Annotated in this window: 18 protein-coding genes and 1 pseudogene; 6 read left to right on the top strand and 13 right to left on the bottom strand. The window is 73.7% G+C overall.

What is annotated here, in order from left to right:
- Positions 1–128: 128 nt before the first annotated feature.
- Genes ACZ7HQ_RS38195 through ACZ7HQ_RS38185 form a run of 3 tightly spaced genes read right to left on the bottom strand, consistent with a single transcriptional unit; the run spans position 129 to position 3,765 of the window.
- Entirely contained in the window at positions 129–1,208 is a 1,080-nt protein-coding gene (locus ACZ7HQ_RS38195; protein ID WP_471000041.1) for a DUF2510 domain-containing protein, read from the bottom strand.
- 58 nt (positions 1,209–1,266) lie between these two features.
- A complete protein-coding gene (locus ACZ7HQ_RS38190; RefSeq protein ID WP_471000039.1) occupies positions 1,267–2,451 on the bottom strand; it encodes an anhydro-N-acetylmuramic acid kinase in 1,185 nt (394 codons plus the stop codon).
- 3 nt (positions 2,452–2,454) lie between these two features.
- On the bottom strand, positions 2,455–3,765 hold the full coding sequence (locus ACZ7HQ_RS38185; protein WP_471000037.1) for an MFS transporter: 1,311 nt from the start codon (positions 3,763–3,765) through the stop codon (positions 2,455–2,457).
- Positions 3,766–3,937: 172 nt separating this feature from the next.
- On the opposite strand from ACZ7HQ_RS38185, the gene ACZ7HQ_RS38180 reads away from it, so the two are divergent.
- Positions 3,938–6,634: an ATP-binding protein gene (locus tag ACZ7HQ_RS38180; protein WP_471000035.1), complete on the top strand. Its 2,697-nt coding sequence runs from the start codon at positions 3,938–3,940 to the stop codon at positions 6,632–6,634.
- A 45-nt stretch (positions 6,635–6,679) separates the two neighbouring features.
- Here the strand turns inward: ACZ7HQ_RS38180 and ACZ7HQ_RS38175 are convergent, their stop codons facing one another.
- The 8 genes and pseudogenes from ACZ7HQ_RS38175 to ACZ7HQ_RS38140 all read right to left on the bottom strand — a co-directional run bounded on the left by ACZ7HQ_RS38175 (position 6,680) and on the right by ACZ7HQ_RS38140 (position 13,158).
- On the bottom strand, positions 6,680–7,471 hold the full coding sequence (locus ACZ7HQ_RS38175) for an SDR family NAD(P)-dependent oxidoreductase (RefSeq protein ID WP_471000033.1): 792 nt from the start codon (positions 7,469–7,471) through the stop codon (positions 6,680–6,682).
- A 64-nt stretch (positions 7,472–7,535) separates the two neighbouring features.
- Positions 7,536–8,675 carry a bifunctional 3-oxoadipate enol-lactonase/4-carboxymuconolactone decarboxylase PcaDC gene (gene pcaDC / locus ACZ7HQ_RS38170; protein WP_471000031.1) on the bottom strand — a complete coding sequence of 380 codons (1,140 nt, stop codon included), beginning with the start codon at positions 8,673–8,675 and terminating at the stop codon, positions 7,536–7,538.
- The gene (pcaB, locus tag ACZ7HQ_RS38165) at positions 8,672–10,039 is read right to left on the bottom strand and encodes a 3-carboxy-cis,cis-muconate cycloisomerase (protein WP_471000029.1); all 1,368 of its coding nucleotides are present in this window, start codon (positions 10,037–10,039) and stop codon (positions 8,672–8,674) included. Before pcaB ends, pcaDC begins: the two co-directional genes overlap by 4 nt.
- On the bottom strand, positions 10,036–10,638 hold the full coding sequence (gene pcaG, locus ACZ7HQ_RS38160) for a protocatechuate 3,4-dioxygenase subunit alpha (RefSeq protein WP_471000027.1): 603 nt from the start codon (positions 10,636–10,638) through the stop codon (positions 10,036–10,038). Before pcaG ends, pcaB begins: the two co-directional genes overlap by 4 nt.
- A complete protein-coding gene (gene pcaH / locus ACZ7HQ_RS38155) occupies positions 10,635–11,417 on the bottom strand; it encodes a protocatechuate 3,4-dioxygenase subunit beta (RefSeq protein ID WP_471000026.1) in 783 nt (260 codons plus the stop codon). Before pcaH ends, pcaG begins: the two co-directional genes overlap by 4 nt.
- A 39-nt stretch (positions 11,418–11,456) precedes the next feature.
- Positions 11,457–11,735, bottom strand: a pseudogene (locus ACZ7HQ_RS38150) (hypothetical protein); the annotation flags it as partial.
- A gap of 23 nt (positions 11,736–11,758) precedes the next feature.
- Positions 11,759–12,403, bottom strand: a complete 645-nt coding sequence (locus tag ACZ7HQ_RS38145; protein ID WP_471000025.1) for a CoA transferase subunit B — start codon at positions 12,401–12,403, stop codon at positions 11,759–11,761.
- Positions 12,403–13,158, bottom strand: coding sequence for a CoA transferase subunit A (locus ACZ7HQ_RS38140; RefSeq protein ID WP_471000023.1), 756 nt, complete (start codon positions 13,156–13,158; stop codon positions 12,403–12,405). Before ACZ7HQ_RS38140 ends, ACZ7HQ_RS38145 begins: the two co-directional genes overlap by 1 nt.
- Positions 13,159–13,340: 182 nt before the next feature.
- On the opposite strand from ACZ7HQ_RS38140, the gene ACZ7HQ_RS38135 reads away from it, so the two are divergent.
- Together ACZ7HQ_RS38135 and ACZ7HQ_RS38130 are read left to right on the top strand one after the other, a co-directional pair.
- Entirely contained in the window at positions 13,341–13,805 is a 465-nt protein-coding gene (locus ACZ7HQ_RS38135) for a MarR family winged helix-turn-helix transcriptional regulator (RefSeq protein ID WP_471000021.1), read from the top strand.
- Between the two features lie 291 nt (positions 13,806–14,096).
- Positions 14,097–15,287, top strand: a complete 1,191-nt coding sequence (locus ACZ7HQ_RS38130; protein ID WP_471000019.1) for a zinc-dependent alcohol dehydrogenase — start codon at positions 14,097–14,099, stop codon at positions 15,285–15,287.
- 44 nt (positions 15,288–15,331) lie between these two features.
- Here ACZ7HQ_RS38130 and ACZ7HQ_RS38125 read toward each other — a convergent pair whose 3' ends face one another.
- Positions 15,332–16,408: an ATP-dependent DNA ligase gene (locus ACZ7HQ_RS38125; protein ID WP_471000017.1), complete on the bottom strand. Its 1,077-nt coding sequence runs from the start codon at positions 16,406–16,408 to the stop codon at positions 15,332–15,334.
- A gap of 74 nt (positions 16,409–16,482) precedes the next feature.
- Here ACZ7HQ_RS38125 and ligD point away from each other — a divergent pair, with 74 nt between their 5' ends.
- Together ligD and ACZ7HQ_RS38115 are read left to right on the top strand one after the other, a co-directional pair.
- Positions 16,483–17,502, top strand: a complete 1,020-nt coding sequence (gene ligD, locus ACZ7HQ_RS38120) for a non-homologous end-joining DNA ligase (protein ID WP_471000015.1) — start codon at positions 16,483–16,485, stop codon at positions 17,500–17,502.
- Between the two features lie 111 nt (positions 17,503–17,613).
- Positions 17,614–18,690, top strand: a complete 1,077-nt coding sequence (locus ACZ7HQ_RS38115; protein ID WP_471000013.1) for a LacI family DNA-binding transcriptional regulator — start codon at positions 17,614–17,616, stop codon at positions 18,688–18,690.
- 35 nt (positions 18,691–18,725) lie between these two features.
- On the opposite strand, the gene ACZ7HQ_RS38110 is transcribed toward ACZ7HQ_RS38115, so the two are convergent.
- Positions 18,726–19,517, bottom strand: coding sequence for a VOC family protein (locus tag ACZ7HQ_RS38110; RefSeq protein ID WP_471000049.1), 792 nt, complete (start codon positions 19,515–19,517; stop codon positions 18,726–18,728).
- A 268-nt stretch (positions 19,518–19,785) separates the two neighbouring features.
- On the opposite strand from ACZ7HQ_RS38110, the gene ACZ7HQ_RS38105 reads away from it, so the two are divergent.
- Positions 19,786–20,031 carry a WhiB family transcriptional regulator gene (locus ACZ7HQ_RS38105; RefSeq protein WP_471000011.1) on the top strand — a complete coding sequence of 82 codons (246 nt, stop codon included), beginning with the start codon at positions 19,786–19,788 and terminating at the stop codon, positions 20,029–20,031.
- Positions 20,032–20,077 lie beyond the last annotated feature (46 nt).

The raw sequence follows: 20,077 nt of genomic DNA, 5'->3' as shown, positions 1-20,077 counted from the left end.
GGAGGAGGAGGGGTTGGTGGGTCCGGAGGGGGGGGGGGGGGGGGGACCCCACCCCCCCCCCTGGGGGGTGGTGGCTCTGGGGGGGAAGAAGAACCCCCCCCCGGCCGCACTCTCCCGCGCGGACGGGATCAGACGTCCTGGCCGTTCCCGCCGCCGGACGACACCTTGATCCCCTTGAGGATCTGGTCGATGACCGACGTGTTCTGCCCCACGTCGATGCCGAAGCGCACCACCACGAGCTGCTGGGCGTCGTCGGGCGAGGGGAAGGCGACCGACTCCACGTAGCCGTCGGCGCCCTTGCTGGTGACCGCCTTCCAGCGCACCATGTAGCCCTTCTGGCGGGCCACGGTCACCGCGCCGGAGGCGAGCACCTGGTGCGAGGTGATCCTGCCGTAGACGGTCCCGCCGTAGGACTCCTTGGCGTTGGCCGCGATGTCCGCCTCGGCCACCTTCTGCGCCGTGTCGCCCTTGATGCGCAGGGCCTGGGCCGGAGCCGTGTAGGCGCCGCCCGAGGTGCAGGTCTGGGAGGAGTCGCCCGGGCACTTGTAGGAGTCGTCGGAGGTCACCTGCGCGCCGACGCTGATCGTCTGCCCGGTCCAGCCCCGGGGCACCGTCAGGCTGATCCCGTTGACCGGGTCCGGCACCGTGCCGCCGCCCTTGACCTTGGGAGGCTGGGACTGGCCCGGCGACGGCGAGGCGCCGCCGGAGCCGCCAGGACCCCCGAAGCCGCCCGACCCCCCGGAACCGCCCGAGTTGCCGGGTCCGCCGAACCCGCCGCCCTGGCCGCCGTCCTGCCCGCCCGTGGCACCCTGCCGGGACCCGGCGCGGTCGGCGTCGCCGCTGCCGTGGTCGCCTGCGAGGAGGTACACACCGACTCCGATGCACGCGAGCACCGCGGTCGCCGCCGTGACCGCCACGGCCGTACGCAGGCCGCGCCGGGACCCGGCCGGGCCGGGGGCGGGGTGGGCCGGATACGCCGGGTAGGCCGGATACCCGGGCTGCGCGCCGTGGACGGGGGGAGCCGAGGGCGCGGCGGGCTGCGGTTGGCCGGCCGTCGGCGGCTGCGGCGGGGGACCCCATGTGGCGGCCGTCCCGGCGGGGCGGGTCTGGTCCGTCCAGGCCTTGCCGTCCCACCAGCGCTCGGTGGGCGGACCGTCGTTCGTCTGCCCGGGGTCGGGGTACCACCCGGGGGGAGTCACCTGCGTCATGCCCCCACCGTATGAGGCGACCGTGAAAGTGCGATGAGAGGGATCCCCGGCCGGTCGGTCACGACGGATGTTCGGTCCCCTCTTTCCTTCCGCCCTCCACCACCAGCCGCACCGGTCCGCGCACCACGGCCGGGACCGGCCGGAACCCGTCCCTGCCCGGAGTCAGCGCCCCCAGCACACTCGCCCGGCGGGCCCCGGTGCTGCGCGGATCGGTACCGGGCAGGCCGTGGGCGGTCAGGAAGCCGAGCACCGCGAAGGCGTAGGCCTCCTTCGCGGCGCCGGGCAGCCCCAGCTCGTCCGACGCGCGCAGCGGGACGGGCGCGAGCTGCTGCCGGAGCAGACGCGTCAGCACGGGGTTGCGGATGCCGCCGCCGGACGCGATCACCTCGGTGGCGCCGACGGACCGCACCCCGTCCGCGACCGTCCGGGCCGTCAGCAGCGCGAGGGTGGCCAGCGCGTCCTCGGGGCGCATGCCGTCGAAGACCCCGGCGGAGCGCAGATACCCGGCGTGGAACAGCTCCTTGCCGGTCGTCTTCGGCGGCGGCAGCGCGTAGTACGGCTCCGCGAGCAGCCGGTCCAGCAGCCGCCGCTGAGGCCGCCCGCGCCCGGCCAGCGCGCCGTCCGCGTCGTACGCCGCGCGCCCGCCGCTGAACTCCCGGACCGCCGCGTCCAGCAGCGCACAGCCCGGACCGGTGTCGAACGCCGTCCCGTCCGGCGCGGTCAGATTGGCGATGCCCCCGATGTTCAGGGCCACCGCCCGGCCCGGCCTGCCGCGCAGCCACAGCAGGTCGACCAGGCTGACCAGCGGCGCGCCCTGCCCGCCGGCCGCGACGTCCCTGGCCCGGAAGTCGGCGACCACCGGCAGCCCGGTCGCCTCCGCGATCCATGCGGGCTGCCCGAGCTGGAGCGTGCCGTGCACCCGGCCGCCCTCCGCCCAGTGGTAGACGGTCTGCCCGTGCGAGGCCACCAACTCCGCGCGCCCGGCGCACAGTTCCCGGTCCGCCCGGACGGCCGCCGCCGCGAACGCCCGCCCGATGCCGGTGTCCAGCCGGCACACCTCGGCGAGCTGGACTGCGGCCGGCGGGAGTGCTCCGGTGAGCGCCGCGCGCAGAGCGGCGTCGTACGGGGTGCTCACCATCCCCAGGGGGCGCAGCAGCAGCGTGTCGCCGTCGAGCCGGAGCCCGGCCGCCGCAGCGTCGACCGCGTCGTACGACGTCCCCGACATCAGCCCGATCACCAGCACCGGTCAACTCCCTTCCCTACCCGTCCGTTTCAGCAGGGCGACGGCACTGACCGCGCACGCCGTCGCCGCGTAGTACGCGGGCACGTCCGGGTTGCCGGTGCGCCGCACCGCCTCCGTGATGATCAGGCCCGCGCAGCCGGAGAACACCGCGTTCGCCAGGGCGTGGGCGAGGCCGAGACCCGTCCAGCGCACCCCGGTCGGGAACGTCTCGGCCAGCAGCGCGGGACCCGGCCCCGCCATCAGGCCCACGACCGCACCCGCGGCGGCGAGCGCCCATCCCTTCCCGGTGGCCGAAGCAGCCGGATCCTGCAGGAAGTCGAGCAGGGGAAGCGCCGTCACCGTCACCAGCACGGCCCCCGTAAGCAGCACCGGCCGCCGGCCGATCCGGTCGCTGAGCAGTCCCGCCGGCAGGATCGCCGCCGCGAAACCGGCGTTGGCCAGCGCCGCGGAGAGCAGCGCCTGCCGGACGTCCGTGTGCAGCGAGACCTGGAGGTAGGAGGGCAGCACCACCAGGAAGGTGTAGCCGGCCGCCGCCCAGCCGGTCACCCGCGCGGCCGCGAGCAACAGCGCCCCGAACCCGAGCCGCCCGGTCCGTGCGCCGGCCTCCTGCCTGTGCGCGAGAGCCTCCTCCGCGTGGGCGAGGAAGAGCGGCGTCTCCGCCAGCCCGGCCCGCAGCCACAGCGCCACCCCACCGAGCGGCAGTGCCAGCAGGAAGGGCAACCGCCAGCCCCACGCGGTCAGTTGGGCCCCGGTGAGCAGGCTCGCCGTAAGCGCCGCCACGCCCGCCCCGCAGAGCAGCCCCAGCGCCACCGTGAACGACTGCCACGCCCCGTACAGACCCCGCCGCCCCGGCGGCGCGAACTCCGTCAGCACCGCCACCGCGCCACCGAACTCGCCACCCGCGCAGAGACCTTGGACCACTCTCAGAAACGTCAGCAGCCAGGGCGCGAGCGCGCCCGCGGTGGCGTACGTCGGCAGCACCCCGATCAGCGTCGTCGTACCCGACATCAGCGCCACCACCGCGATCAGCACCGGCCGGCGCCCCCACCGGTCACCCAGCCGGCCGAACAGCACAGCGCCGAGCGGCCGGAAGAAGAAGGCCAGCGCGAACGACGCGTACGTGCGCACCAGCGCCTCGGCCGTGCCGCCGCCCGCCGGGGCGAAGAACCGCTCGGCCAGCACCGTGGCCAGAAAGCCGTAGACCCCGAACTCGTACCACTCGACGAGATTGCCCACCGATCCCGCCGCCACCGCGCGCACCACGAGCCGGCGCGCGGGCGCGCGGGCGCCGGAAACAGGTCTCGTGCCAGCCATGGTTGACGCTCCGTCCGCTGCTGACCGGCTGCTCGGGCCGGGTGCGCGTCGAGTGGCCGCACCCGTGTTCACCCACCGGGGCAACAGCTGCCCCGACCGGCCACCACACATCCCACCGGACGGCTAGGCTCGTGGTCTGTACGTCATTCGGGCGACCTGGGGAGGTAACGGAATGACGGAGGGACGGCCGCCGGCGGCCGCCTCGGCCCCGCTGTGGGAGCGGGACGGGGAGATCGCCACCGTCGCACAGGCACTCGACCTCCTGTGCGCCGACCAGTCGTCCGCGGGCAGTCTGCTGGTCTTCCGCGGCGAGGCGGGACTCGGCAAGACCGCACTGCTGGCCGAGACACGCCGCATCGCCGAACGCCGCGGCTGCGCCGTGTGGTCCGCGCGGGGCGCGGAGACCCTGAAGTCCGTCCCGTTCAACGTCGTACGGCAGCTGCTCCAGCCCGCGCTGCTGTCCCTGCTTCCGGAGGAGGCCCGCGAGTACCTCGGCGACTGGTACGACATCGCCGGGCCGGCCCTTGGGATAGTCGACCCGCAGGAAGGCAGCGCCGACCCGCAGTACGTGTGCGACGGACTCGTGGCCGCGGTGCGCCGGCTCGCCCGCCGCGAGTGGCCGCTCGTGCTGCTGATCGACGACGCGCACTGGGCCGACCAGGAGACCCTGCGCTGGCTCGCCGCGTTCGCCGAACGCCTGGACGACCTGTCCGTCCTCGTCGTGGTCGGCCGCCGGCCCGGCGAGGTCAGCGGCGACAGCGCCCGCTACCTCGACGCGGTGGCCGCCGCCGCGGGCCGCCCCGTCACCAATCTCCGGGCGCTCACCCCGGACGCCGCCGCCGGACTCACCCGCGCCACCCTCGGCCGGCACGCCGACGACGCGTTCTGCCGCGAGGTCTGGGCCGTCACCGCCGGCAACCCCTACGAGACCGTCGAACTCCTCGCCAAGGTGCAGGACAGCGAACTCCAGCCGGTCGAGGGCCGGGCCGGTGAACTGCGCGCCCTCAACCGCGCCGCACGCGGCGGCGGACTGGTCGACCGGCTCAAGGGGCTCGGCCTGGAGGCCACCCAGTTCGCCTGGGCGGCCGCCATCCTCGGCACCGGCATCACCGTCGACATGGTCGCCCGCCTCGCCACCATGGACGAGGCCGTCGCCCGGCACTGCGCCGACCTGCTCTGCACCGCCCGCATCCTCACCGAGCCCGAGCCCGTGGGGACGCCGGGCGCCGGCACCGAACGCGAGGAGGGCGAGCTGGAGTTCGTCCACCCGCTCATCGCCACCGCCGTCTACAACTCCATCCCGTCCGGCGTGTGCACCGCCATGCACGGTGTCGCCGCCCAGATCATCACCGAGCTGGGACGCGGCGCCTCCCAGGCCGCCCGGCACCTGCTGAAGGTGCACCCGGACGGTGACGAGGAACTCGTCGAGCAGCTGCGCGAGGCCGCCCGCGAACACCTCGCCGTCGGCGCCCCCGACGCGGCCCGCACCTGCCTCGAACGCGCCCTGCAGGAGCCGCCGCTCCCCGACGTCCACGCCCACGTCCTGTACGAACTGGGCTGCGCCACCCTGCTCACCGCACCCGCCGTCACCATCGAACACCTCCAGCACGCCCTCGGCCTGCCCGGCCTCGACGACGAACGGCGGGTCGACGCGGTGGTCCGGCTCTCCCAGGCGCTGCTCCACAACGACCAGCTGGAGGCGGCCGTCCGCACGGTCGAGGCAGAGGCCGCACGGCACGAACCCGGCACCGTCAAACTGCGGCTGCAGGCCGTGCAGTTCATGTGGGAGGGCATCCACGGCGAGACCGTCTCCCCGGCCCGCTCCCGGAGCCTGGCCGACCTCGCGAGCACCTGCACCGGCCGCGACAACGCCGAACGCGCCCTGCTCATCCTGCGCGGCTTCGACGCCATGACCCACGGCGAGAGCGCCGACGAGGTCCTCGAACTGTGCGACCGCGCCCTCGTCAACGGCCGCCTCGCCCCCGGCCTCGGCTGGACCGACCCCGAGTGGGGTATGGAGCTGCTGATGATGCTCGGCAGCGCGTACGCCTACGCCGACCGGCTCGACCGCGCCGAGAGCCTCTTCGCCGAGGCCCTGCGCGTCTACACCGGCGCCGGCTGGCGCGGCGGCCACCTCTCCCTCGCCAATGCCTTCCTCGGACTCGCCTACCGCAGACAGGGCCGGCTGCGCGACGCCGAGTCCACCCTGCGCGAGGCCCTCGTCCTCGCCGAACGCGTCGGACGCCGGCTGCCGCTGTACTGGTCGGCGACCTGCGGACTGGTCGACACCCTGCTCGCCCGCGGCCGCTTGGAGGAGGCCTGGTCGATCGCCGAGCAGTACGGCTTCGCGCCGCCCTACCCCTCCACGATCGTGCTGCCCGACATCCGCTGCGTGCGCGGGCGGCTGCTGCTCGCCGTCGGCCGCACCGAGGAGGGCATCCACGAACTGGAGGCCGCCGAGAAGACGGCGGCCTCGCGCGGCGGCCACAACCCCGTCCTGTCGCCCTGGTCCATCGACCTCGCCAAGGCCCTCGCCGGCAAGGACCCGGCGCGCGCCGCCCAGCTCGCCTCCGACGCCCGCCGGCAGGCCGAACGCTTCGGCACGGACACCGCCATCGGCGAGGCCCTGCGGTGCGCCGCCGCCCAGGAGACGGGCAGCCGCGCGGTGCAGCTCGCCGCCCAGGCCGTCACCTACCTGGAAGCCTCACCCTGCCAGTACGAACACGCGGCGGCCCGCGTCGAGTACGGCATCGCCGCCCGCTCCGTCGCGGAACTGGGCCGGGGTCTGGACCTCGCCCGGGCCTGCGGCGCGGACGGACTCGTCGCCCAGGCGAGAGAGGTCCTGGAGACGGGGCGCGGTCTGCGGTAGGCGGGCGACCGGATACTGCATACAGTCGTCGCCGTACGGTAGGCCTCACATCGTGAGCAGCTGCTCCGTGACCGCCGTCAGACGCTTGCGTACCTCCGGGTCGTACGCCGCCTCGTGCGCCCGCGCCGGCCGCGTCCCGTCGAAGTAACCCCCGCTGCCCACCTCTTCCGTGGCCTGCGCCAGCACACCCGGTGCGCCGTCGGCGACCGAGTTCCACGGGGCGATGGCGCTCTCGCGGACCATCGCCGTGTCCATGAAGGTGGCGGGGTGCAGGACGTTCACCGACACCCCGCTGTCCGCCAGCTCCTCGGCGAGCGTGAACGTGTACGCGGCGAGGGCGAACTTGCTGCGGCAGTACGCCGACATCCCGCTGTAGCCGCGGGTCAGTTCCGGGTCGGTGAAGTCGAGCGGTTCCTGACCGGCCGAGCCGACGTTCACGATCCGGGCCGGCGCGTTGTTGCGCAGGACCGGCAGCAGGGACCGGGTGAGGGCGACGGGCGCGAGGTAGTTCACGGCGAGCCGCAGCTCGTGGCCGTCGGCGCTCAGCTCCCGCCCGGAACCGGGCGCGCCGCCGCCCACCCCCGCGTTGTTGATCAGCACGTCAAGGCCGGGACGGGCCTCGGCGACCCGGGCGCCCAGCGCGCGCACCTCGGCGAGGCGGGCCAGGTCGGCGACGAACCCCTCGGCCTCGCCCTCGGTGCGCAGCTCCGCGACCAGCCGCTCGGTGCGCTGCCGGTCACGGCCGTGGGCGAGGACCACATGGCCGGAGCGGACCAGCTCGAACGCGACGTACCGGCCCAGTCCGGAGGTGGCGCCGGTGATCAGAATGGTGGACATGCTCCCACCCTAGGCACGGTCCGGCGCCGCGAAGGGGGTGCTGCTGGAGCTACGACCAGCAGGGTCACCCTCGGCCCCGGCCCCGCGCCTCCTCCTCTTCCGCGAGCACCCGCTGGGCCGTCGCGAACGCGGAGTTGGCGGCCGGCACCCCGCAGTACACGGCGGTCTGCAGCAGCACCGCGCCGATCTCGTCCGGCGTCAGCCCGCCCCGCAGCGCCGCCCGGACGTGCATCGCCAGCTCCTCCTGGTGACCGTGGGCGACCAGCGCGGTCAGTGTGATCATGCTGCGCTCGCGGCGCGAGAGCGTCGGATCGGTCCAGATCTCTCCCCAGGCGTAGCGGGAGATGAAGTCCTGGAAGCGGGCGGTGAACGGGGTCTGCCGGCTCTGCGCCCGGTCCACGTGCGCATCGCCCAGCACCTGCCGGCGCACCGCCATCCCGCTCGCCGGCGGTCCGTCGAGCCGGGTGCGCAGCGCGGTCAGCACGGCCCGCGGGCACTGCGCGGGCGCCAGATGGGAGGCGTCGGGCAACTCCACCAGCGCCGAGCCGGGTACGGCGTCGGCGATCTCCCGCAGATGCCCGGGCGGTGTCGCGGGGTCCTGCCGGCCCGCCACGAGGAGCGTCGGTACGGTGATCTCGCCGAGCCGGTCGCGCAGGTCGAACGCGGCGAGCGCGTCGCAGCAGGCGGCGTACGCCTCCGGATCGGCCTCGCGGTGGTCCCGGACCAGCCTCGGCACGGTGAACCCGGCGGTGAACCAGCGCGCGTCGGCGCTCTCCACCAGCCACTCCATCCCCTCACGGCGCACTCGCTCCGCCCGCTCCCGCCACACCGTGGCGTCGCCGAAGTGGGCGGAGGAGCACAGCACCGCCAGGGAGGTCAGCCGGTTGGGGTGGTGGACGGCCAGGTGGAGGCCGACCGCGCCGCCGAGGGAGACGCCCGCGTAGGCGAACCGGTCCAGGCCGAGCGCGTCGGCGAGGGCCAGCACCAGGGCGGCGAGGTCGCCGACGGTCGCGCCCGGCCCGATCAGGTCCGGCGCCGAGCCGCCGTGCCCCGGCAGGTCCCAGCGCACCACCCGGTGGGCGGCCGACAGTTCGGGTGCGACCGCGTCCCACAGGGCGTACGAGGTGCCGAGCGAGGGTCCGAGCAGCAGCGGGGGAGCGGAATCCGGGCCTTCGGCCAGGTGGTGGAGGAGTTTCACGGTCAACGTCGCTCCAGTGCGCGGTCGGTGAGGAGGCCGGCGAAACCGGTGTACCGGGCGGGGTCGGTGAGGTCGGCCAGGTCGTCCATGCCCTTCAACTCCGGCTCGCCGGCTAGGAGTTCGCCGAGCGGACGGTTCTCGGAGTGGGCGCGGCGGGCGAGGCCGGTGAGCAGTTCCCTGGCCCGGGCGCGGCCGAGGCGGGGCGTCAGGGCGGCGGACAGCCGCTCGGAGACGATCAGCCCGCGGGTGAGGTCCAGGTTCCCGCGCATGGTCTCGGCGTGCACGCGCAGGCCCTCGGTGAGATCGGCCGCGTCCCGGGCCGCGCCGCCGGTCAGCCGGAGCAGGTCACGCAGCGGTTCCCACTCGGCGTGCCAGGCCCCGGCGGGCCGTTCGTCGCCTGCGGCGAGGGAGCCGTACAGGGTGGCCGCGAGCTGCGGGGCGCGCCGGGACGCGGCGACGAGCAGCGTCGAGCGCACCGGGTTGGCCTTGTGCGGCATGGCGGACGAGGCGCCGCCGCTCCCCTCGGCCAGCTCGCCGGTCTCGGTGCGCGACAGCGTCAGCACGTCCTCGCCGATCTTGCCCAGGGCGCCCGCGGTGAAGGCCAGACAGCCGGCCAGGTCGGCGACGGGGGTGCGCAGGGTGTGCCAGGGCAACGACGGTGCGGCCAGGCCCACTTCGCGGGCGTACGCCGCCGTCAGCGCGGTCGGGTCCTGGGCGCCGTACGCCTGGAAGGCGGCCAGGGTGCCGGCCGCGCCGCCGAGTTGGACGGGCAGTGCCCCGCGTACCCGTACGACGCGGTCCCTGGCGTCCAGGACCAGCGAGCGCCAGCCGGCCGCCTTCAGGCCGAACGTCGTCGGCACCGCGTGCTGGGTGAGCGTGCGGCCCGGCATCGGTGTGTCGCGGTGGGAGGCGGCCAGCTCCGCGAGGGCGCGCTCGGTGCGGGCGAGGTCGGCGAGGACCGGCGCGAGGGCCCGTGCGGCGACCAGCATGGTCGCGGTGTCCAGCATGTCCTGGCTGGTCGCGCCCCGGTGCACGTACGGGCCGTACGGTTCGCCCACCGCCGCGGTGAGGTCGGCGACGAGCGGGATGACCGGGTTGCCGCCGCCGCGGGCGCGTGCGGCGAGGGAGCGGACGTCGAAGCGGGCCGGCTCGGCGGCCTCGGTCACCGCCTCGCCGGCCTCGGCCGGGGCGAGGCCCAGTGCGGCCTGGGCGCGGGTCAGGGCGGCCTCGGCGTCGAGCAGGGCCCGCAGGTACGCGCGATCGCCCGTCGCGTGGGCCGCCGGGGAGCCGGCCCATCCGGGGGCGAGCAGGCCGGCGCAGCTGTCGCTGTCGTCCGGGGGCACGTCCCGCCCGACGGGTGGGGGAGTCACCGGAACTCCAGGAAGACCGTCTCGCCTTCGCCCTGAAGGCGGATGTCGAAACGGTAGGTGCCCGGGGTCTCCTCGGCGGCGATCAGCGTGTCGCGCCGGTCGCCCAGCCGGGTGAGCAACGGGTCGGCGGCCAGCGCGGCCTCGTCGTCCGGCAGGTAGATCCTGGTGAACAGGTGCATGAGCAGGCCCCGCGCGAAGACACAGACGCTCATGTACGGGGCGCTCCGCCCCCGGGCGCCGGGGCGCAGGGTACGGGCGTACCAGTGGCCGCCCGCGTCGGTCTGGCTGCGGCCCCAGCCGGTGAACTCCACGCCGTTGCGGCCCAGGTGGCCGCCCGTGGCCGGATCCCGTCGGATGGAGCCGTCGACCTGCGGGACCGTGCCGTCGGGGCGCGGACCCCACACCTCGATGAGGGCGTCCGGCAGCGGCCTGCCCTCGCCGTCGAGGACGTACCCGTGCACGGTGACCGTGTCCGGGTGGCCGAGCGGGGCGATCTCCTCGCCGCCGCGGAAGGGCAGGGCGTAGCCGTAGAAGGGGCCGACCGTGTGGGACGGGGTGGGTGGCACCTGCGCCGGGCTATTCGTGTCGGTCTTCGTCATGCGGGTCGGCGTCCTTCCTCGGTCCAGGTGGCGGCCGGGCCGTCCAGCACGATGTCCCAGTGGTAGCCGAGCGAGAACTCCGGCACGGAAAGGCTGTGGTCGTAGGTCGCCACCAGCCGCTGCCGGGCCGCGTCGTCCGTCACCGACTGCAGGATCGGGTCGTACGGGAAGAGCGGGTCGTTCGGGAAGTACATCTGTGTCACCAGCCGCTGGGTGAACGCCGCGCCGAACACCGAGAAGTGGATGTGGGCGGGCCGCCATGCACCCACGTGGTTGCGCCACGGATACGGTCCCGGCTGGATGGTGGTGAAGAGGTAGCGGCCCTCGGCGTCGGTGAGGGTGCGGCCGACGCCGGTGAAGTTCGGGTCGAGCGGGGCGTCGTGCTGTTCACGCTGATGGGCATAGCGTCCGGCGGAGTTGGCCTGCCAGATCTCGATCAGCTGGCCGCGCACCGGGCGCCCGGCGCGGTCCAGCAGCCGCCCGGAGACGGTGATCCGCTCGCCGACCGGCTCGCCCCGGTGGTGCCGGGTGAGGTCGTTGTCGATCTCGGTGATGTCGCGCTCCCCGAAGGCGGGGGAGTACAGCTCCACCAGTTCGGGGTCCTGGGCGGTGTCGATGGCGACCAGGGGCTGCCGGGGGTGGCGGAGGACGGAGGAGCGGTAGGGCGCGTAGTCGCGGCGTGGATGGTGCTCGACAGGGGCGCCGTCGGCGACACGCTTCTCGTACGCGGCGTGCTCGGCGGCGATCTCCTGGTCGATGTCCTGCTGGGTGAGAGCCATGGGGTACCTGATGCTTCCTTGGCGTACGACGACGATTCCTCAGCGTTCGAGAACGAGGGCGAGGCCCTGGCCCACGCCGATGCAGAGGGTGGCCACGCCGGTGCCCGAGCCACGGCGGGCGAGCTGGTGGGCGATCGTGCCGGCCAGGCGGGCACCGGAGGCGCCCAGCGGGTGGCCGAGCGCGATGGCACCGCCCTGGGGGTTGAGATCAGGTGTCCGGGCGAGGAGCCGGCGGATCGCGTGGGCGGCGAGGTCGTCCGGGCGTACGCCGGCGAGGGCGCCGTCGTAGCGGCCGACCGGGGTGCGGACCGCGTCCACGAGGTACACCGTGGCGGCGGCGTTCACAGCGGGTTCTCCGTGATGACCAGTTCCGCATCGGTCCGCGCGGCGCCGTCGTCGACGGTCACGCCGGGCGCGGTCTCCACCAGGATCAGGCCCTGCTCGGTGACGTCCAGTACGGCGAGATCGGTGATGACTCGGTTCACACAGGCCTTGCCCGTGAGCGGGAGCGTGCATTCCTTGAGGATCTTCGGGGAGCCGTCCTTCGCGGTGTGGGTCATCACCACGATCACCCGACGGGCTCCGTGCACGAGGTCCATCGCGCCGCCGATGCCGGTCACCAGCCTGCCCGGCACGGCCCAGTTGGCCAGGTCACCGCCGGCCGAGACCTGCATCGCGCCGAGCACGGCCACGTCGATGTGCCCGCCGCGGATCATCGCGAACGACAGCGCCGAGTCGAAGAAGGAGGCGCCCGGCAGAACGGTGACCGTCTCCTTGCCCGCGTTGATCAGATCCGGGTCGACCCGCTCCTCGGCCGGGTACGGGCCCGTGCCCAGGATGCCGTTCTCCGACTCCAGAACGACCTCGACGCCCGGCGGGAGGTGGTTCGGGATCAGCGTCGGCAGGCCGATGCCGAGGTTGACGTACTGACCGTCGCGCAGCTCGCGTGCCGCGCGGGCGGCGATCTGCTCGCGTGTCCAGGCCATCAGCTGCTCACCGTCCGCTGCTCGATCCGCTTGTCCGCCGCCTGCTTCGGGGTCAGCGCCACCACCCGCTGCACGAAGACGCCCGGCAGGTGGACGGCGTCCGGGTCGATCGCGCCGGGCTCGACCAGCTCCTCCACCTCGGCGACGGTGACCTTTCCGGCCATGGCGGCGAGGGGGTTGAAGTTCCGGGCCGACCGGTTGAACACGAGGTTCCCGTGCCGGTCGCCCTTCGCGGCCCTGACCAGCGCGAAGTCGGTACGGATGGCCCGCTCCAGGACATACGCGGCGCCGTCGAACTCCCGCACCTCCTTCGGCGGCGAGGCCAGCGCGACACCGCCCTCGCCGTCGTAGCGCCAGGGCAGCCCGCCCTCGGCGACCTGGGTGCCCACCCCGGCCGGGGTGTAGAAGGCGGGGATGCCGGCGCCGCCCGCCCGCAGCCGCTCGGCCAGCGTGCCCTGCGGGATCAGCTCGACCTCCAGCTCACCGGCCAGGTACTGGCGGGCGAACTCCTTGTTGGCGCCGATGTACGAGCCGGTCACCCGGGCGATCCGCCCCGCGGCCAGCAGCACCGCGAGCCCGGACTCCATCGCCCCGCAGTTGTTCGACACCACGCTCAGCGCGCCGGTCCCGCGCTCGTACAGGGCCTGGATCAGCACGTTCGGCACACCGCTCAGCCCGAACCCGCCGACCGCGAGGGACGCGCCGTCGGGCACATCGGCCACCGCCTCCAGGGCCGTGGCGACCACCTTGTCCATCCGTGAAGCCCCATCTCTTCGCAGTTAGTCAGGGCACTGAGTACTTTCACGAGGTGTCCCTCACGCTGCCACCGCAGCCGGAAGCCGTCAAGGCCCCGGCCTACGTGTGCTCCGGATGGAAGACAGCTGAGCCTTGTGCCGGGTATCGTCAGTGCACCAACGAATCGACCAGGGGAGTGCACATGGCCGCGGTGGACCTTTCCACCCACCCCGGGCACCTGGCCCGGCGGCTGCAGCAGGCGCACTACCTGCTGTGGAACACGATGGTCTCGGAGGAGATCACCTCACCGCAGTTCGCCGTCATGAACGCGCTCGTCGCCGAACCGGGCCTCGACCAGCGGACGGTGGGGGAGCGGGTGGGGCTGGACCGGTCGACGATCGCCGAGGTGATCAGCCGGCTGGGGCGCCGGGGGCTGCTGCACAAGGTCCGCGACCCGCAGGACGGCCGGCGCTTCCTGCTCCGCCTCACCGACGAGGGCCTGCGCACCCACCGCCGGCTCACCGTACGCACCGCCCGGATGAACCAGGTCTTCCTCGCGCCGCTGTCCGCCGGGGAACAGACCGTGTTCCTCGACCTGATCCGCCGGGTCGCGGACGCGGCGGAGGACCTGCGCAACCCGGCCGAACCGGCGGCCGCGCGGGGGTGACGGGCGGTGCCGCCCGGGTGAGCGGCCAGGGCCGTTACCGCCGGTGCGACCGAGGCCCCTGCGGCGCCGGTGTGTGCTCATCGGGTCATCGCTGGTCATGCCCGAGCGCATACGGTCATGCGTGCTCCCGCGGATAGATCGGCCCGGGGGCCGGAGCCGAGCCGTGGCCCGTGGCCCGTGGCCCGTGCCCGGGCGTGGGTCGTCGTGGGCGGGACCCGGTCAGGGTTCGGCGCAGGTGGGCACGGGTACCCGGGCGCCACTGCACGCAGGACACCGAGGGAGCGCGATCCCATGAAGGCAGTCACCTGGCAGGGCAAGCGGGACGTCCGGGTCGAGGACGTGCCCGACCCCCGGATCGAGGAGCCGACGGACGCCGTCATCCGCGTCACGTCCACCGGACTCTGCGGCTCCGACCTGCACCTGTACGAGGTGCTCACCCCGTTCATGACCCCGGGTGACATCCTCGGCCACGAACCCATGGGCATCGTCGAGGAGGTCGGCGCGGGAGTGCAGGACCTCGCGGTGGGAGACCGGGTCGTGGTGCCGTTCCAGATCGCCTGCGGCAACTGCTGGATGTGCCTGACCGGACTGCCCACCCAGTGCGAGACGACCCAGGTCACCGGCGAGGGCATGGGCGCCGCCCTGTTCGGCTACACCCGCCTGTACGGCGCCGTCCCCGGTGGCCAGGCCGAGTATCTGCGGGTCCCGCAGGCGCAGTTCGGGCCGATCAAGGTGCCCGAGGGCCCCCCGGACGACCGGTTCGTCTACCTCTCCGACGTACTGCCCACCGCCTGGCAGGCCGTCGAGTACGCCGCCGTCCCGCCCGGCGGCACCCTCGCCGTCCTCGGTCTCGGACCCATCGGCGACATGGCCTGCCGGATCGCGAAGGCGCGGGGCGCGGAGCGCGTGTTCGGCGTGGACCTGGTGCCGGAACGGCTCGCACGGGCCCGCCGGGACGGTGTGGAGACGTACGACCTCAGGTCCTTCGACGACGAGAAGTCGCTGGTCCATGCCATCCGCGACGAGACCGGCGGCCGGGGCCCGGACGCCGTGATCGACGCCGTCGGCACCGAGGCTCACGGCAGCGCCGCCGCCAAGCTCGCGCAGTCGGCCACCGGGCTGCTGCCCCGCAAGATCAGCGGCCCCCTCGCGGAACGCTTCAGCGTCGACCGGCTCGGCGCCCTGTACATGGCGATCGACCTGGTGCGGCGCGGCGGCACCCTCTCGCTCAGCGGTGTCTACGGCGGTATGGCCGACCCGATGCCGATGCTCACCCTGTTCGACAAGCAGATCCAACTGCGCATGGGCCAGGCCAACGTCCGCCGCTGGACCGACGAGATCATGCCCTACCTCATCGACGAGGACCCGCTCGGCGTCGACGACTTCGCCACCCACCGGCTGCCGCTCGCCGAGGCACCGCACGCCTACGAGATGTTCCAGCGCAAGCAGGACGGTGCCATCAAGATCCTCATGCAGCCCTGAGCCCTGAACCCTGTGCCGTGAGTGCTGGGTCCTGAGTCCCACGGTCAGCCGGGGTCCTTCTCGCCGAGGATCTCCGCGAGGTCGTAGCGGACCGGCTCCTCCAGCTGTGCGTAGGTGCAGCTTTCCGGTATGCGGTCCGGGCGCCAGCGGCGGAAGCGGGCGGTGTGCCGGAAGCGCTGCCCGTTCTCCATGTGGTCGTAGGCCACCTCGGCGACCCGCTCCGGCCGCAGCGGCACCCAGGACAGGTCCTTCTTGCCGGACCAGCGGCTCGGCGCCCCCGGCAGGCGGGCCGTCTCATGGGCGGCCTCGTCCGACCAGGCCGCCCACGGGTGCCCGGCCACGTCGTCCATGCGCAGCGGCTCCAGCTCCTCGACCAGCTCGGCCCGCTTCTTCATGGCGAAGGCGGCCGACACTCCCACGTGCTGGAGCCTGCCGTGGCCGTCGTACAGGCCCAGCAGCAGCGAGCCGACGACCGGGCCGCTCTTGTGGAAGCGGTACCCGGCCACGACCACGTCCGCCGTCCGCTCGTGCTTGATCTTGAACATGGCCCGCTCGTCCTGCAGGTAGCGCAGCGTGAGCGGCTTGGCGACGACCCCGTCGAGCCCGGCGCCCTCGAACCACTCGAACCACTGCTGCGCCACCGCGAGGTCGGTCGTCGCGGGCGCCACATGCACCGGCGGCGTCGCCCCGGCGAGCGCCCGGTCCAGCAACGACCGGCGGTCGGTCAGCTCCACGTCCAGCAACGACTCGTCGTCCAGCGCGAGCAGGTCGAACGCGACGAAGGAGGCCGGGGTCCGCTCGGCCAGCATGCGCACCCGGGAGTCGGCCGGGTGGATCCGCTCGGTGAGGGCATCGAAGTCCAGCCGGCCGCCACGCGCGATCACGATCTCCCCGTCGAGCACGCACCGCTCGGGGACCCGCTCCTTAAGCGCCTCGACCAGCTCGGGAAAGTACCTGGTCAGCGGCTTGCCGGTACGGCTGCCCAACTCGACCTCCGTCCCGTCACGGAACACGATCGAGCGGAACCCGTCCCACTTCGCCTCGTAGTGCATACCCGGCGGGATCTTCGCCACCGACTTGGCGAGCATGGGCTTCACGGGCGGCATCACCGGCAGGTCCATGCCCTCGATTCTGCTCGCACACGTCCCCTGGCGCCCGGTGTGCGGGCCGTGCGGGGGGCGCCTACCGTGGCCGCATGGGTGCTGCGGTGGAACTGGAGGTGGGCGGCCGGACCGTACGGCTGTCCAGTCCGGACAAGGTCTTCTTCCCGGAGCGGGGTTTCACCAAGCTGGACCTCGCCCGGTACTACGTCGCCGTGGGCCCGGGCATCCTGCGCGCGTTGCGCAACCGCCCCACCACCCTGGAGCGCTATCCGGACGGCGTGGGCGGCGAGTGGTTCTTCCAGAAGAGGGCCCCGAAGGGCATGCCCGACTGGATCCCGACCGCCCACATCACCTTCCCCAGCGGCCGCAGCGCCGACGAGATGTGCCCCACCGAGGAGGGCGCCGTCGTCTGGGCCGCCCAGTACGGCACGCTCACCTTCCACCCCTGGCCGGTGCGCGCCACGGACGTCGACCGCCCCGACGAACTCCGTATCGACCTCGACCCGCAGCCCGGCACCGACTACGACGACGCCGTCCGGGCCGCCCATGAACTGCGCGCGCTCCTCGACGAGTTCGGCGGACTGCGCGGCTGGCCCAAGACCTCCGGCGGCCGCGGCCTGCACGTCTTCGTCCCCATCGAACCCCGCTGGACCTTCACCCAGGTGCGCCGCGCCGCGATCGCCGTCGGCCGGGAGATGGAACGCCGGATGCCCGAGCAGGTGACGATCAAGTGGTGGAAGGAGGAACGGGGCCGCCGTATCTTCCTCGACTACAACCAGACCGCCCGCGACCGCACCATCGCCTCCGCCTACTCCGTGCGCCCCCGCCCGAACGCCCCCGTCTCGGCCCCCCTGCGCTGGGAGGAGGTCGGCGTGGCCCACCCCGCCGACTTCGACCTCGCCACCATGCCGGCCCGCTTCGCCGAACTCGGCGACGTGCACGCCGACATGGACAGCCACGCCTACTCCCTGGACGCCCTGCTGGAACTGGCCCGCCGCGACGAACACGACCACGGCCTGGGCGACCTGCCCTATCCGCCGGAGTACCCGAAGATGCCCGGCGAACCGAAGCGGGTCCAGCCGAGCCGGGCCCGTCCGGAGAAGACGTCCTGAGCGCGCCGGGGCTGCCACCGGCCTCCCCACCGGCAAGCCGCCGTTGCCGCTCGGGCACCGACGTCACCACGCGGTTATCCTGACCGGCAGCCGCCGATGAGGAGTGTCGAAGTGACCGAGGCAGTGCGTCCCACGCTCGAGGCCGTGGCTGAGCGGGCCGGTGTGTCCCGGGCCACCGTGTCCCGGGTGGTCAACGGCGGCGACGGGGTGCGCGAGAGGCTGGCCGAGCGGGTCCGGCAGGCCGTGGCGGAGCTGGGCTACGTCCCCAACCAGGCGGCGCGCAGCCTCGTCACCAAACGGCACGACGCCGTGGCGGTCGTCATCGCCGAGCCCGAGACCCGGGTCTTCACCGACCCCTTCTTCGCCCTGCAGTTGCGCGGCATCAGCAAGGAACTGACCGCCCACGACAACCAGCTGGTGCTGCTGCTCACCGAGGGCCGTGACGATCACGCCCGCGTGGCCCGGTATCTCGCCGGAGGCCACGTCGACGGCGCGCTGGTCTTCTCGCTGCACCTCGACGACCCGCTGCCCGGACTCATCCACGACGCCGGCGTGCCCACCGTGTTCGGCGGACGGCCCGGCTGGGGCGACGACAGCCGTGCGGCCGGAGGCCCGGAGCCCGGCGTGGTGTACGTCGACTGCGACAACCGGGGCGGCGCACGCGCGGCCGTACGGCACCTCGTGGGCCTCGGCCGCAGGCGCGTCGCGCACCTGACCGGTGCGCTGGACCAGACGTCGGCGGTGGACCGGCTGGACGGCTACCGGGACGTCATGGGCGAGGTGCCGGGCGGCAGCGATCCCCGGCTGGTCGTGGAGAGCGACTTCACCCCGTCCGGCGGCGAACGCGCCATGCGTGAACTCCTCGACCGCTGCCCGGAGGTGGACGCCGTGTTCGCCGCCAACGACCTCACCGCGCTCGGTGCCCTGCGTGTGCTGCGCGCGAGCGGCCGGCGGGTGCCCGAGGACGTGGCCGTGATCGGCTTCGACGACATGCTGCCGGTCGCCGAGGAGGCCGATCCGCCGCTGACGACGGTCCGTCAGGACATCGAGGGGATGGGCCGCCTGATGGCCCGCCTGCTGCTGCGTGATCTGGCCGACGGCCGCGACCGCAGCGGAGCCACGGCGGACCCGCCGCCCACCGGCGGTGTGATCCTCACGACCACGCTGATACGCCGGGCCTCCGCCTAGCGGCCGCGCCGATGCGCCTCGGCCGGGCGATCCGCTCAGCTCTGCTGCGACTCGCTTCTGATCACCGCGAAGCGGGCGCCGTACGGGTCGCTGAGCTTGGCCATGCGGCCCACGCCCTCCATGGTCGTCGCCGGCATGCGCACCCGTCCGCCGAGCTGCTGCGCCTTCTCGACCACCGCGTCGGTGTCCGTGACCTCGAAGTAGGGCAGCCAGTACGGGCCGCCCTCGGCCTCGGCCGGGGCCTCGGCCAGCGGCACGATCCCGCCGAACATCGTGTCCTCCCCGCCGCCGGCCGGATTGACACAGGTGTACGTCCCGCCCGGGAAGGGCACGGCGGAGGTCTCCAGACCGAGCACCTGGTGGTAGAAGGCGGCGGCCGCCGCGATGTCCGGGGTGTACAGCTCGACCCAGCACAGGGCGCCCGGCTCGTCCGCCACGTCGACCCCCTTGGTCTGCGCCGGCTGCCAGATGCCGAACGGCACGCCCGCCCGGTCGGCGAGGACCGCCATGTGCCCCTGTCCCATCACGTCCATCGGCTGCACGAGCACGCTGCCGTGGGCCAGTTCGGCGGCCTTGGCGGTCTCCTGCGCGTCCTCGCTCCGGAAGTACACCGTCCAGGCCGGCGGCCCCTGCTCGGGGCCGGACTGCATACCGCCAGCGACGGTCCTGCCGTCCAGCTGGAAGAAGCCGTAGCCCCCGGCGTCCGGCCCCGCCGACTGGAACTGCCAGCCGAAGATACCGCCGTAGAAGGAGACGGCACCGTCGATGTCGGGCACGCCGATGTCGAGCCAGTTCGGTGCGCCGTTGACGAAACGGGTGGTGAGCATCATCGCCCTCCTCGGAAGGGGTCCCGTCCTGTGCACTGCCGAGTCTGGCACCCCCCACTGACAATCGCCGCCGGAGCACCGCGGCATGCCGGACCGGTTCCGCTCACGCGGGGTGATGACGCACGTTCTCCGGGTTTTCGGCACGCTCCGCGCGCCGCCGTGCGCCGGTGCGGCCCCGAGGAGCATCATCGGGACGGCCGGGGGCCCTGGCGGCGGCGTTGAGCCGGCGTTGATCGAACGTTTTTCGACGCGCGGCACGATCCTGGGCATGCACTTCGAAACGATCAATCCGGCCGACGACACCTGGCAGGCGCAGGCCCTGTGCGCGCAGACCGGGCCGGACTTCTTCTTCCCCGAGCCCGGCAGCTCGGTGCGCGAGGCGAAGCGCATCTGCGCCATGTGCGAGCTGCGCCCGGCCTGCCTGGACTACGCGCTGGCCAACGACGAGCGCTTCGGTGTCTGGGGCGGCCTCTCGGAGAAGGAACGCCTCGCCCTCCGCCGCACGTCCCACTGACCGCAAGGCCACCGACCGCAGGACGACAGCCCCACCGGTACCGCGC

It is taken from the genome of Streptomyces sp. NPDC037290, assembly GCF_055603245.1.
Note: the sequence above shows the minus strand (reverse complement) of the source record. Positions and strands in the feature narration are given on the sequence as shown.

Coding starts and splice junctions, on each gene's coding strand:
- ACZ7HQ_RS38195 (WP_471000041.1), bottom strand. CDS start 1,208: ATGACGCAGGTGACTCCCCCCGGGTGGTACCCCGACCCCGGGCAGACG.
- ACZ7HQ_RS38185 (WP_471000037.1), bottom strand. CDS start 3,765: ATGGCTGGCACGAGACCTGTTTCCGGCGCCCGCGCGCCCGCGCGCCGG.
- ACZ7HQ_RS38180 (WP_471000035.1), top strand. CDS start 3,938: ATGACGGAGGGACGGCCGCCGGCGGCCGCCTCGGCCCCGCTGTGGGAG.
- ACZ7HQ_RS38175 (WP_471000033.1), bottom strand. CDS start 7,471: ATGTCCACCATTCTGATCACCGGCGCCACCTCCGGACTGGGCCGGTAC.
- pcaG (WP_471000027.1), bottom strand. CDS start 10,638: ATGACGAAGACCGACACGAATAGCCCGGCGCAGGTGCCACCCACCCCG.
- pcaH (WP_471000026.1), bottom strand. CDS start 11,417: ATGGCTCTCACCCAGCAGGACATCGACCAGGAGATCGCCGCCGAGCAC.
- ACZ7HQ_RS38145 (WP_471000025.1), bottom strand. CDS start 12,403: ATGGCCTGGACACGCGAGCAGATCGCCGCCCGCGCGGCACGCGAGCTG.
- ACZ7HQ_RS38140 (WP_471000023.1), bottom strand. CDS start 13,158: ATGGACAAGGTGGTCGCCACGGCCCTGGAGGCGGTGGCCGATGTGCCC.
- ACZ7HQ_RS38135 (WP_471000021.1), top strand. CDS start 13,341: ATGGCCGCGGTGGACCTTTCCACCCACCCCGGGCACCTGGCCCGGCGG.
- ACZ7HQ_RS38130 (WP_471000019.1), top strand. CDS start 14,097: ATGAAGGCAGTCACCTGGCAGGGCAAGCGGGACGTCCGGGTCGAGGAC.
- ACZ7HQ_RS38125 (WP_471000017.1), bottom strand. CDS start 16,408: ATGGACCTGCCGGTGATGCCGCCCGTGAAGCCCATGCTCGCCAAGTCG.
- ligD (WP_471000015.1), top strand. CDS start 16,483: ATGGGTGCTGCGGTGGAACTGGAGGTGGGCGGCCGGACCGTACGGCTG.
- ACZ7HQ_RS38110 (WP_471000049.1), bottom strand. CDS start 19,517: ATGCTCACCACCCGTTTCGTCAACGGCGCACCGAACTGGCTCGACATC.
- ACZ7HQ_RS38105 (WP_471000011.1), top strand. CDS start 19,786: ATGCACTTCGAAACGATCAATCCGGCCGACGACACCTGGCAGGCGCAG.